At 65.3% G+C, this 12,271-nt stretch carries 9 protein-coding genes; 2 read left to right on the forward strand and 7 right to left on the reverse strand.

What is annotated here, in order from left to right; genetic code table 11:
- Window positions 1–89: 89 nt before the first annotated feature.
- From folE2 to PQB87_RS29100, 4 genes are all read right to left on the reverse strand, one after another.
- The gene (folE2, locus tag PQB87_RS29085) at window positions 90–899 is read right to left on the reverse strand and encodes a GTP cyclohydrolase FolE2 (RefSeq protein ID WP_021160853.1); all 810 of its coding nucleotides are present in this window, start codon (window positions 897–899) and stop codon (window positions 90–92) included.
- A 154-nt stretch (window positions 900–1,053) separates the two neighbouring features.
- The gene (gene dxs / locus PQB87_RS29090) at window positions 1,054–2,958 is read right to left on the reverse strand and encodes a 1-deoxy-D-xylulose-5-phosphate synthase (RefSeq protein ID WP_021160852.1); all 1,905 of its coding nucleotides are present in this window, start codon (window positions 2,956–2,958) and stop codon (window positions 1,054–1,056) included.
- A gap of 81 nt (window positions 2,959–3,039) precedes the next feature.
- Complete coding sequence (locus tag PQB87_RS29095) at window positions 3,040–3,924, reverse strand: polyprenyl synthetase family protein (protein ID WP_489243082.1); 885 nt, start codon at window positions 3,922–3,924, stop codon at window positions 3,040–3,042.
- Window positions 3,921–4,214 carry an exodeoxyribonuclease VII small subunit gene (locus PQB87_RS29100; RefSeq protein WP_059684416.1) on the reverse strand — a complete coding sequence of 98 codons (294 nt, stop codon included), beginning with the start codon at window positions 4,212–4,214 and terminating at the stop codon, window positions 3,921–3,923. Before PQB87_RS29100 ends, PQB87_RS29095 begins: the two co-directional genes overlap by 4 nt.
- A 270-nt stretch (window positions 4,215–4,484) precedes the next feature.
- Between PQB87_RS29100 and PQB87_RS29105 the strand changes: the two genes are divergently transcribed.
- Together PQB87_RS29105 and PQB87_RS29110 are read left to right on the forward strand one after the other, a co-directional pair.
- Window positions 4,485–5,591: an aromatic ring-hydroxylating oxygenase subunit alpha gene (locus PQB87_RS29105; RefSeq protein ID WP_059684418.1), complete on the forward strand. Its 1,107-nt coding sequence runs from the start codon at window positions 4,485–4,487 to the stop codon at window positions 5,589–5,591.
- A gap of 117 nt (window positions 5,592–5,708) precedes the next feature.
- Window positions 5,709–6,578: a sulfurtransferase gene (locus PQB87_RS29110; RefSeq protein ID WP_059693931.1), complete on the forward strand. Its 870-nt coding sequence runs from the start codon at window positions 5,709–5,711 to the stop codon at window positions 6,576–6,578.
- A gap of 43 nt (window positions 6,579–6,621) precedes the next feature.
- Here the strand turns inward: PQB87_RS29110 and PQB87_RS29115 are convergent, their stop codons facing one another.
- The 3 genes from PQB87_RS29115 to polA form a co-directional block, all read right to left on the reverse strand.
- On the reverse strand, window positions 6,622–7,497 hold the full coding sequence (locus PQB87_RS29115) for a dienelactone hydrolase family protein (protein WP_021160848.1): 876 nt from the start codon (window positions 7,495–7,497) through the stop codon (window positions 6,622–6,624).
- A 414-nt stretch (window positions 7,498–7,911) separates the two neighbouring features.
- Window positions 7,912–9,246, reverse strand: a complete 1,335-nt coding sequence (locus PQB87_RS29120) for an NAD(P)/FAD-dependent oxidoreductase (RefSeq protein WP_111942494.1) — start codon at window positions 9,244–9,246, stop codon at window positions 7,912–7,914.
- 270 nt (window positions 9,247–9,516) lie between these two features.
- Window positions 9,517–12,270 (reverse strand): DNA polymerase I, encoded by a 2,754-nt coding sequence (gene polA, locus PQB87_RS29125; RefSeq protein WP_111942496.1) that lies wholly within the window; start codon window positions 12,268–12,270, stop codon window positions 9,517–9,519.
- Between the last annotated feature and the right edge of the window lies 1 nt (window position 12,271).

The raw sequence follows: 12,271 nt of genomic DNA on the forward strand, positions 1-12,271 counted from the left end.
GACGCCCCGCGACACAACGCCACACCGACAAGCGAAAAGGCCGCTCATACGAGCGGCCTTTTTCATCGGCGCGGCAAAACGACGCAGCGTTATGCAGCCTGCCGCTTGTCGCGCTCGATCAGCGCATACGCGCTGTGATTGTGGATCGACTCGAAGTTCTCGGCTTCGAGCACATACGCGACCACGCGCTCGTCCGCGTCGAGACGCTGCGCGACGTCGCGCACGAGATCCTCGACGAACTTCGGGTTCTCGTATGCGCGCTCGGTGACGAACTTCTCGTCCGGACGCTTCAACAGGCCCCACAGCTCGCACGACGCCTCTTCCTCCGCGATGCGGATCAGCGCCTCGACCGGCAGGTCGGCCGCGAGCTCCGCGTCGATCGTCACGTGCGAGCGCTGGTTGTGCGCGCCGTATTGCGAGATCTTCTTCGAGCACGGGCACAGGCTCGTCACCGGCACGAGCACCTTGAGGAACAGGCGCGTGTCGCCGTTGCGGCTTTCGCCCGCGAGCGTCACTTCATAATCAAGCAGGCTCTGCACACCCGACACCGGCGCCGTCTTGTTCACGAAGTACGGGAACGTGACCTCGATGCGGCCCGCCTCGGCTTCCAGCTTCTCGAGCATCGACGCGAGCATCGCGCGAAAACGCTCGACCGTCAGCGGCGCGCGGTTCTCTTCGAGCAGCGCGACGAAGCGCGACATGTGCGTACCCTTCTGGTCGGCCGGCAGGCGGACGTCGAGATTCCAGACGCCGACGGTCGGCTGCACGTCGCCGCCTTCGGTACACACCGTCAACGGATGCCGGACCGCCTTCACGCCCACGCGCTGAATCGGAATCTGGCGGGTATCCACCGTGCTCTGCACGTCGGGCATCACGAAGGCGGGATTCATCTGGTTCATCTTGTTCAATCCTTGTAAGCCGCGCGTTCGATGACGCGCACGCCGCGTCATGCGGCAGCCGGAAAAGCAACATGGGCCCGCAGGCCCATGTTTTCCGCATCAATGAAGACCGGTCGCGCCAGTCGCACCGGCACCGCCCGCGGGCGGTGCCAGCTTATGCGACGCGCTTCGCCTGACCGGCGACATCGGCCGCCGGATTCAGAAAGCGTTCGCGAATCGATTTCGCGATACCCGCGCCGTCGAGGCCGCATTGCGACAGCAGCTTCGCGGGGTCGCCGTGATCGATGAACAGGTCAGGGAGGCCCAATTGTAGTACGGGTCGGATAACCCCACTCTCCATCAGGGCTTCCACGCAGGCCGAGCCCGCGCCGCCCATCACGCAACCTTCCTCGACCGTGACGAGGTAGTCGTGCGTCTCGGCGAGTTCACGCACGAGCGCCGCGTCGACCGGCTTCACGAAGCGCATGTTCGCGACGGTTGCATCGAGTTCCTCTGCGGCGGCAAGCGACGGTGCGACCATCGTGCCGAACGCGAGGATCGCGACGCGCTTGCCTTCCGGCTGCGACGTGTGGCGACGCACTTCACCCTTGCCGAGCGGGATCTCGGTGAACTCCTTCACCGTCGCCACGCCCGTACCCGCGCCGCGCGGATAACGCACTGCGGTCGGGTTCGGCTGTTGCAGCGCCGTGTGCAGCATCTGGCGGCATTCGTTCTCGTCGGATGCGGCCATGATCGTCATGTTCGGGATGCAGCGCATGAACGCGAGATCGTACGCGCCCGCATGCGTCGCGCCGTCCGCGCCGACGAGGCCCGCGCGGTCGATCGCGAACACGACCGGCAGGTTCTGCAGCGCGACGTCGTGGATCAGCTGATCGTACGCACGTTGCAGGAACGTCGAGTAGATCGCGACGACCGGCTTGAGCCCTTCGGTCGCGAGGCCGCCGGCGAACGTCACCGCGTGCTGCTCGGCGATGCCGACGTCGTAGTAGCGATCCTTGAAGCGCTTCTCGAACTCGACCATGCCCGAGCCTTCGCGCATCGCGGGCGTGATGCCGACGACGCGCGTGTCGCGCTCGGCTTCATCGCACAGCCACTCGCCGAACACCTGCGTGTACGTCTTCTTCGCGGGCGTGGCGGACGGCTTGATGCCTTCGGCCGGATTGAACTTGCCCGGGCCGTGGTAGAGCACGGGATCGGCTTCGGCGAGCTTGTAGCCCTGGCCTTTCTTCGTCACCACGTGCAGGAACTGCGGGCCGCGCAGTTCGCGGATGTTCTGCAGCGTCGGGATCAGCGAATCGAGATCGTGACCGTCGATCGGGCCGATGTAGTTGAAGCCGAACTCTTCGAACAGCGTGGCCGGCACGACCATGCCCTTCGCGTGCTCCTCGAGCTTGCGTGCGAGTTCGAGCACCGGCGGCGCAACGCTCAGCACGCGCTCGACGCCCGCGCGCGCAGCCGCGTAGAAGCGGCCCGACATCAGGCGTGCGAGATGGCGATTCAGCGCACCGACCGGCGGCGAGATCGACATGTCGTTGTCGTTGAGGATCACGAGCACCTTCGCGTCTTCCGACACGCCCGCGTTGTTCATCGCCTCGAACGCCATGCCGGCCGTCATCGCGCCGTCGCCGATCACGGCGATCGAGAAGCGGTCGTCGCCGTTCAGCTGGCTGCCGATCGCCATGCCGAGCGCGGCCGAGATCGACGTGCTCGAGTGCGCGGTGCCGAACGTGTCGTATTCCGACTCCGAACGGCGCGGGAAACCCGAGATGCCGTCCTGCTGACGCAGCGAATGCATCTGGTCGCGACGCCCCGTCAGGATCTTGTGCGGGTAGGTCTGGTGCCCCACGTCCCAGACGATGCGATCGTTCGGCGTGTTGAACACGTAGTGCAACGCGATCGTCAGCTCGACCGTCCCGAGGTTGGACGACAAATGGCCGCCCGTCTTCGACACACTGTCGAGCACGAACGCGCGCAGTTCATCCGCGAGCGGTTGAAGTTGGCGACGATCGAGGCGGCGCAAGTCCGCCGGGTCGTCGATGGTTTTCAGCAAGTCGTACATCGTCGTTCCATTGTAGGAAATCAAACGCGCCCGCATTCTGTTGCACGCACCGTAGCATGTGCGCGGCGGCGGGCTTTCGCGTCAGCTGACCCGGTTCACTACCAGGTCGGCAAGTTCGGCGAGACGCTGAGCGCGTGCGCCGAACGGTTTCAGCGCGTCGTGCGCTTCGGCGCGCAGCTGTGCTGCGAGCTCGCGCGACGCCTCGAGGCCGAGGATCGATACGTAGGTCGGCTTGTCGTTCGCCGCATCCTTGCCGGCCGTCTTGCCGAGCGTCGCCGAATCGGTCGTGACGTCGAGAATGTCGTCGACGACCTGGAAGGCCAGACCCACGGCCCCTGCATACACATCGAGCGCCGCCATCGTTTCCGCCGACGGCGTCTCGCCGGCCAGCGCGCCCATCCGCACGGCCGCGCGCAGCAGTGCGCCCGTCTTCATCCGGTGCATCGTCTCGAGCTGCTCGCGCGTCAGCTTGAGGCCGACGCTCGCCAGGTCGATCGCCTGCCCGCCGGCCATGCCGATCGAGCCGCTCGCCAGCGCCAGCTCGCGCACGAGCGCGGCCTGCTGCACCGGCGACAGCGCAGCGGCGTCGGTCAGCGCAACGAACGCCTGCGACTGCAGCGCGTCGCCGACCAGCAGTGCCGTCGGCTCGTCGTACTGCACGTGCACGGTCGGCTTGCCGCGACGCAGTGCATCGTCGTCCATGCACGGCATGTCGTCGTGCACGAGCGAGTAGACATGGATCATCTCCAGTGCCGCCGCCGCCGCATTGCGCGCCGCTTCCGTCGCGCCGGTCAGTTCGCCTGCTGCATGGCACAGCAGCGGGCGAACGCGTTTGCCGCCGCCGAGGACCGCATAGCGCATCGCCTCGTGGAGTTTCACCGGCACCGCGGCTTCAGCGGGCAAATAGTGGCCGAGTGCGTCCTCGACACGGTCAAGCACGGACCGCATCCATTGTTCGAATGTCATAGATCGTCGTCTTCGCCGTCCGTGGCGGCCGTTCCGGACGAAAGCGGCTTCAGCGTCGCGCCGTCGAGCACGCGAACCTGCTGTTCCACTTTCTCAAGCTGCTGTTGGCAAAACGCAACGAGGGTCGCGCCGCGGCGATACGCCGACAGCGAATCCTCGAGGCTCAACGCGCCGCCTTCCATCCGGGCAACCAGCGTCTCGAGCTCCGCGAGCGCCATCTCATAATTGTCCGGCAACGGTTCGGTGCCATTGCCGGGCGGCGTGGCGCCTGGGGATGCGGTTTTCGCCATGGACGAGGGTGTCAAATTTCAAAACAAGTCGGACATTCTACGGCAAAAGAGAATTTTCCGACCTGCCGTCGTGGGCGCCCGCGCACAATTCCGGCCCCATCTACGATGCACAGTGTGCGCCTTTCGGCGGTCGCCCGACAAAAAATTGACACAAATCAGGCACTTAATCCTAGCCTTGCGAGGCGAACCGGGTATAATTCCCCGTTTCCCTAAATCGATTTTTCGATGGTTGGGTTGTTCACTGCTTTCACGCTAACACCGGGAGTGGGAATGTCCAATCTGAGCGATGCGCTTCAGTTGAAGTCGGCCCACAGCCAGCTTCCAGTCACTGCATACTTCGATGAGGCGCTACTCGAGCGCGAGATCGAAACCCTCTTCAAGAAAGGACCTCGTTACGTCGGGCACGAGTTGATGGTGCCCGAGGCGGGGGATTATTTTGCGCTGCCGTCCGAGAAGGAAGGTCGCGTGCTGGTCCGCAACCCCGCGAACCAGATCGAACTGCTGTCGAACGTCTGCCGCCACCGGCAGGCGATCATGCTCAACGGGCGTGGCCACACGCAGAACATCGTGTGCCCGCTGCACCGCTGGACGTACGACCTGGAAGGCCAGTTGCTCGGCGCGCCGCACTTCCCCGACAAGCCGTGCCTGAACCTCGGCAAGAGCCCGCTGCAGAACTGGCAGGGGCTGCTGTTCGAAGCCGAAGGCCGGAATGTCGCGCGCGATCTCGCCCATCTCGGCACGAAGCATCACTTCGACTTCTCCGAATACCACTTCGATCACGTCGAAGTGCACGAGTGCGATTACAACTGGAAGACGTTCATCGAGGTCTACCTCGAGGATTACCATGTCGTCCCGTTCCATCCGGGCCTCGGCAGCTTCGTGTCGTGCGACGACCTCAAGTGGGAGTTCGGCGACTGGTACAGCGTGCAGACGGTCGGCGTGCACAACGCCCTCGCTAAACCGGGCAGCGCGACTTACCAGAAATGGCACGAGCAGGTGCTCAAGTTCCGCAACGGCGTGCCGCCGGAGTTCGGCGCGATCTGGATGGTCTACTACCCGGGCCTGATGATCGAGTGGTATCCGCACGTGCTCGTCGTGTCGTGGCTGATCCCGCGCGGCCCGCAAAAGACGACCAACATCGTCGAGTTCTATTACCCCGAGGAAATCGCGCTGTTCGAACGCGAATTCGTCGAGGCGGAACGCGCCGCCTATATGGAAACGGCCGTCGAGGACGACGAGATCGCGATGCGGATGGACGCAGGCCGCCGTGCGCTGATGGCACGCGGCGAGTCGCAGGTCGGCCCATACCAGAGCCCGATGGAAGACGGCATGCAGCACTTCCACGAGTTCCTGCGCCGCCACCTCGGCGACATCTGACAGCCGGTGCGGCGCTTTGACGCCGCACGACATCCGGCAGACGAAAAGACGGGCTTCGGCCCGTCTTTTTTTGTTTAGACTTGGAATGTCAGGCCATTCGCACTCCAGGGAGCCGTCATGCCACACACCCACTACACCACGCTCATTTCCGCCGCCAATCTCGCCGAGCGCCTGGCGGCGGCGCCCGGCAGCGTCGCACTGTTCGATTGCCGCTTCGATCTCGTCGATCCCGCCGCCGGCGAAGCCGCATATGCGGCCGGCCATATCCCCGGCGCACAGTATCTTCATCTCGACCGCGACCTGTCGGGCCGCAAGACGGGCACCAACGGCCGCCATCCGCTGCCGACCCGCGACGCACTCGCCACGCTGCTCGCGAGCCGAGGCCTCAAGCAGGGCCAGCAAGTCGTCGCGTATGACGCGCAGGGCGGCGCCTATGCGGCGCGCCTGTGGTGGCTGCTGCGCTGGCTCGGCCACGATTCGGTCGCCGTGCTCGACGGCGGCCTGCAGGCCTGGGAAGCAGCCGGCCAGCCTCTGGCGACCGACGTGCCGCACCCGGCCGCCGGCGATTTCCGCGCGGCAGCGCCGCTCGAATCGACGGTCGACGCGGCAGCCGTGCTCGCCAACGTGAGCACACCCACGCGTGTCGTGATCGATGCACGCGCACCCGACCGCTACCGCGGCGAAAACGAAACGATCGATCGTGTGGGCGGCCACATTCCCGGTGCGCGCAACCGCTTCTTCAAGGACAACCTCGCCGCGGACGGCCGCTTCAAGACCGGCCATGAACTGCGCGAAGCGTTTTCCGCGGTGCTGGCCGGCACCGAACCGAACCGCGTGATCCTGCAATGCGGCTCCGGCGTCACCGCCTGCCACAATGCGCTTGCACTGGAGGTGGCGGGCCTGCATGGCGCGTCGCTGTATCCGGGCTCGTGGAGCGAATGGAGCGCCGATCCGTCGCGACCGATCGCAACCGGCCCGACACCGTAAGCGCGGTCGCAACGCAGCGGCGGCATGTGCCGCCGCTTGCCGTTTACATCACGCCGTACTTGTGGAACCACGCGATCGCGCGCTTCCAGCTTTCCTCCGCATCGGCCTTCACATAGCTCGGCCGGTAATCGGCAAAGAACGCGTGGCCGGCATCCGGATACACGACGATCTCCGATTCGCGCGCGAGCTTCGAATCGCTCGCCTGAATCGCCTTGCGCATGTCCGCGAGCGATGCCTGCGTGATGTTCGCGTCCTTCTCGCCATAGAGCCCGAGCACGGGCACCTTCAGCAACGATGCATGATCGACCGGGTTGAACGGCGTCATCTCGTCGGTCTTGCCTTCGACGAACCCGTACCATGCAACGGCCGCACGCACGTGCGGGTTGTGCTCGGCATACAGCCAGCTCTGCCGGCCGCCCCAGCAGAACCCGACCACGCCGAGACGCGACAGGTCGCCGCCGTTCTTGCCGGCCCACGCGACGGTCGCATCGAGATCCTCGGTCACCTGCCGGTCCGGTACCTTGCTGATGATGTGCTCGGACAGATCCTTGATCGTCGGATACTTCGCCGCATTGCCCTGCCGTACGAACAGGTCGGGCGCGATGGCGAGATAACCGAGCTTCGCGAAGCGGCGGCAGACGTCGGCGATGTGCGCGTGCACGCCGAAGATCTCGTGAATCACGATGACGACCGGCAGGTTCGTCTTGTCCTTCGGCTGCGCGCGATACGCGGGCACGCTCGCGTCTCCAGAGCGGATCTCGACGGTGTCGACGTCCAGCCCTTCGCTGTCGGTCGTGACCGTCTGCGCCGACACGGGCAGCACCGCCGCTGCGAAGGCACCGCCCAGCGCGGCCTGCATGAACTTGCGGCGCGAGAACGGAACGTGGGGAACCAGGCTGTCGACTTCGGGTTTCAACATGAATGCACTCCTCGATTGGGCGCCGCCGTCACGATCGCGGATACGGCATGACGTGGCATCGCGCCGGCATGCGGCGCGGATGTCGCGGCGGTTGGCACCCCGCCGCAAACGGAAACCCGGACAAGATGCCCAATAATCCGTTGTCACGTCAACTGTCGGATATGTAAGACTCGATTACGGCGCGTTGCTTCGACACGCCGATCGCCGCGCAAAAACCGCAGGCGCCCCATCGAATCGCGATGCAACAAGCCGCATGTCGATCGCCGTCGAGCGATCGGATGCTGGCGAATTGAAACGAAAAACACGCGGCCGATGTTGCCCGTCACACGCCGGGACGGCAGCCCGAAAAAAAACGACGGGCAGGGACTGCGCACGACGTGCGCTCCCCGCCCGCTTTCCCGCGCGAACGCGCGCTCAGTGCAACTTGACGCGCGGCAGCGTCGTGCGCCGCAGCCAGTGCGCAACCGTGTCGAGCATCATGCGCGGATAGCCGTGCAGCGCGGCGATGTGCATCCGGTACAGCGACATGTACATGAAGCGCGCGAACAGCCCTTCGATCAGCATGTTGCCGCCGATCAGCCCGCCCATCAGGTTGCCGACCGCGCTGAAATGGCCGAGCGACACGAGCGAACCGAGGTCGCGATAGGTGAATTCGGGCAACGGGCGCCCGTCGAGCCGACAGCCGATCGCCTTCAGCAGGAAGCTCGCCTGCTGGTGCGCGGCCTGCGCGCGCGGCGGCACGTTGCGTTCGTTGCCGGGCCATGCGCATGCCGCACAATCGCCGAGCGCGAACACGTTGTCGTCGGTAAAGGTCTGCAGCGTGCGGCGCACGTCAAGCTGGCCGAGCTTGTTGACCTGGAGGCCATCGAGATTGGCGAGCACGGACGGCGCCTTGATGCCCGCGGCCCAGACCGTCAGGTCGGCGCGCACCGTCTTGCCGCTCGCCGTATGGACGGCCCCGGGCGCCACCTCGGTCACGCGCTCGGCAAGCATCAGCCGCACGCCGATCTTTTCGAGCAGTTCGGCCGTCGCCGACGACACGCGCTCCGGCAACGCCGGGAGAATTCGCGGCCCCGATTCGATCAGCACGATGCCGACGTCGTGCCGCGGGTCGAGCTTGTGCAGCCCGTAGGCCGACAACACCTGCGCGGTGTTGCGCAACTCGGCGGACAACTCGACGCCCGTCGCGCCGCCACCGACGATCACGACCTGGATGCGCGGCTCGGCCGCCTCGCCCGGCGCGGTCGGCGCCGGCGCCTGATGTTCCGCGCGCATGCACGCGGCGATCAGCCGCTTGCGGAAACGCTCGGCCTCGCCGACCGTATCGAGCGCGATCGCGTTTTCCGATGCACCCTGCACGCCGAAGAAGTGGGTCGTGCTGCCGATCGCGATCACGAGCGTGTCGTATTCCAGCTCGCGCGCCGGCAACAGTTCCTCGCCGTCGCTGTCGTTGATGGGTGACAGCGTCAAGCGTTTCGCCGTGCGGTCGAGCCCGGTCAGCTCGCCCTGCTGGAATTCGAAGCCATGCCAGCGCGCCTGCGCCGCATATTCGAGCTCCTGCGTGAACGGATCCATGCTGCCGGCCGCGACCTCATGCAGCAGCGGTTTCCAGATGTGGGTCGGATTGCGGTCGACGAGCGTGACAAGCGCACGCGCGGGACGACTGCCGCGCGCGCCGTAACGGTCGCCGAGCCGCGTCGCCAGTTCAAGGCCGCCCGCGCCTCCGCCTACGATGATGATCCGATGCATCTGTTCCCCCTTTGCGATTCGAAACTGCTGCCGCCGGACAGTGCGAACGCGATGCATTCGCGCCACCCGTTGGATTAACCGGTTCGGACATCATCGATGTGCAGTTCGAAGCACTTCGATGCAACCGCCCCGGGAACGCGGGGCGCGCAAGCCCCGGGTCCATGACATGCATTGTCCGGGAGCTTGCGCGTTGACCACAAGCAAACCATCTCGATATTCAGCATCCCTGCAACAATATGCCGCAGGAATCGGGAACCGCGTGGCGGTGCGTCAGTGTGCCTCTTCCCAGTTCGCGCCGGCACCCACTTCGGCGACGAGCGGCACCTTGAGCTTCGCCACGCCGCACATCATCTCCGGGAGTTTCTCGCGCACCAGCGACAGCTCGCCGTCGGGTACCTCGAGCACCAGTTCATCGTGTACCTGCATGATCATCCGCGACGCGAGCTTGTCGCGCGTGAGCCAGTCGTCCACCGCGATCATCGACAGCTTGATCAGGTCGGCCGCCGTGCCCTGCATCGGCGCATTGATCGCCGCCCGCTCGGCTGCCTGGCGGCGCGGCCCGTTGCCGCCGTTGATCTCGGGCAGCCACAGGCGGCGACCGAAAACGGTTTCGACGTAACCCTTCTCCTTCGCCACCGAGCGCGTGTCTTCCATGTACTGCGCGACGCCCGGATAACGGGCGAAATACCGGTCGATATAGAGCTTCGCCGCATCGCGCGTAATGCCGAGGTTCGACGCGAGCCCGAACGCGCTCATCCCGTAGATGAGCCCGAAGTTGATCACCTTCGCGATCCGGCGCTGGTCGGAATTGACCTCCAGCGGCGTCACGCCGAACACCTCGGCGGCCGTTGCGCGGTGAATGTCCTCGCCCTGCGAGAATGCGCGCAGCAGCGAAGCATCGCCCGAGATATGCGCCATGATCCGCAGTTCGATCTGCGAATAATCGGCCGACACGATCCGGTGGCCCGGCGAGGCGATGAACGCCTCGCGGATCCGCCGGCCCTCGGCCGTGCGCACCGGAATGTTCTGAAGATTGGGGTCGTTCGACGCGAGACGGCCCGTGACCGCGACGGCCTGCGCGTAGTTCGTGTGCACGCGGCCCGTGGACGGGTTCACCATGCGCGGCAGCTTGTCGGTATAGGTCGACTTCAGCTTCGACAGCCCGCGATGCTCGAGCAGCAGCTTCGGCAGCGGGTAGTCCTCGGCCAGTTTCTGCAGCACTTCCTCGTCGGTCGACGGCGCGCCGCTCGGCGTCTTTTTCACGACCGGCAGCTGCAGCTTTTCGAAGAAGATCTGCCCGATCTGTTTCGGCGAGCCGAGATTGAATTCGCCGCCGGCCAGTTCGTACGCCTGCCCTTCGAGTTCGATCAGGCGCGTTGCGATTTCGGTGCTCTGCGCCTGCAGGCGCGCATCGTCGATCAGCACGCCCGTGCGTTCCATCTTGCGCAGCACGAGCGACACAGGCATTTCGATCTCGCGATACACGCGCTCGAGGCCCGGTTCGCGTGCAACCTGCGGATACAGCGCGTGATGCAGCTGCAGCGTGATGTCCGCATCTTCGGCCGCGTATGCGGCGGCCTCCGCAAGCGCCACTTCGTCGAAACCGATCTGCTTCGCGCCCTTGCCGGCCACGTCTTCGTACTTGATCGTCTTGACGCCCAGATGACGCAGCGCGAGGCTGTCCATGTCGTGCGTGCGGTGCGATTCGACGACGTACGATTCGAGCAGCGTGTCGTGCTCGATGCCGTTCAGTTCGATGTCGTAGTTCGCGAGCACCTGCGCGTCGTATTTCAGGTGCTGGCCGACCTTCTTACGATCGGCCGATTCGAGCCACGGCTTCAGGCGCGCGAGCACCTCGTCGATCGGCAGTTGCTCGGGCATGTCGGGGCCGCGGTGCGCGACCGGCAGGTATGCCGCCTTGCCCGGCTCGATCGAAAACGACAGGCCGACGAGCCGCGCGAGCATCGGGTCGAGCGAGGTCGTCTCGGTGTCGAACGCGGTCAGCGCGGCCGCGTCGATCTTGGCGAACCACGCGTCGAACTGCTCCCAGGTCTGAATCGTGTCGTATTCGCGGACGATGTCGGCTGCCACCACCGGTGCCGGCTCGCCTTCCGGCGCATCGGCGCCGCCACCTTCGGCCGGTGCGCTGTCGACTTCGCGCAGCCAGGTCTTGAAGCCGTAGCGTGCGAAGATGTCGCGCATCATGTCGCGGGCTTCGCCGTCCGTCTTCAACGACGCTTCGATCGATTCGAGGTGCGGCGCGAGATCGCAGGCCGTCTCGACGGTCACGAGCTTGCGGCCGAGCGGCAGGAAGTCGAGCGCGCGACGCAGGTTGTCGCCGACCACGCCCTTGATGTCGCCCGCATGCTCGATCACACCGTCGAGGCTGTCGTATTGGGCCAGCCATTTCACGGCCGTCTTCGGCCCGCACTTCTCGACGCCCGGCACGTTGTCGACGGTGTCGCCGATCAGCGCGAGGTAATCGATGATGCGCTCGGGCGGCACGCCGAACTTCGCGATCACGCCGTCGCGATCGAGCGTCTCGTTGGTCATCGTGTTGACGAGCGTGACGCGGTCGGTCACGAGCTGTGCGAGGTCCTTGTCGCCCGTCGACACGATCACGTTCATCCCGTGCCGCTCGGCTTCGCGCGCGAGCGTGCCGATCACGTCGTCGGCCTCGACGCCTTCGACCATCAGCAGCGGCCAGCCGAGCGCACGCACGGCGCCGTGGATCGGCTCGACCTGCAACGCAAGATCGGGCGGCATCGACGGACGGTTTGCCTTATAGTCGGCATAAAGGTCGTCACGGAACGTCTTGCCCTTTGCATCGAACACGCAAGCGCTATACTCTGCACTGACTTCCTTGCGCATACGGCGCAGCATGTTGATGATTCCGTAGAGCGCTCCGGTCGGCTCCCCGCCAGGGCCACGCAAATCAGGCATCGCATGGTAAGCCCGATACAGATAGCTCGAACCGTCAACCAATAGCAGGGTCTTACCTTCCAGATTTCGTTCTTCAGGCATT

The sequence above is a fragment of the Burkholderia sp. KL41 genome, from assembly GCF_057005415.2.

Bases quoted from the DNA above. Each gene is read 5' to 3' on its own strand.
- PQB87_RS29110 (WP_059693931.1), top strand. From the start codon at position 5,709: ATGCCACACACCCACTACACCACGCTCATTTCCGCCGCCAATCTCGCC.
- folE2 (WP_021160853.1), bottom strand. From the start codon at position 899: ATGAACCAGATGAATCCCGCCTTCGTGATGCCCGACGTGCAGAGCACG.
- dxs (WP_021160852.1), bottom strand. From the start codon at position 2,958: ATGTACGACTTGCTGAAAACCATCGACGACCCGGCGGACTTGCGCCGC.
- polA (WP_111942496.1), bottom strand. From the start codon at position 12,270: ATGCCTGAAGAACGAAATCTGGAAGGTAAGACCCTGCTATTGGTTGAC.
- PQB87_RS29120 (WP_111942494.1), bottom strand. From the start codon at position 9,246: ATGCATCGGATCATCATCGTAGGCGGAGGCGCGGGCGGCCTTGAACTG.
- PQB87_RS29095 (WP_489243082.1), bottom strand. From the start codon at position 3,924: ATGACATTCGAACAATGGATGCGGTCCGTGCTTGACCGTGTCGAGGAC.
- PQB87_RS29105 (WP_059684418.1), top strand. From the start codon at position 4,485: ATGTCCAATCTGAGCGATGCGCTTCAGTTGAAGTCGGCCCACAGCCAG.
- PQB87_RS29115 (WP_021160848.1), bottom strand. From the start codon at position 7,497: ATGTTGAAACCCGAAGTCGACAGCCTGGTTCCCCACGTTCCGTTCTCG.
- PQB87_RS29100 (WP_059684416.1), bottom strand. From the start codon at position 4,214: ATGGCGAAAACCGCATCCCCAGGCGCCACGCCGCCCGGCAATGGCACC.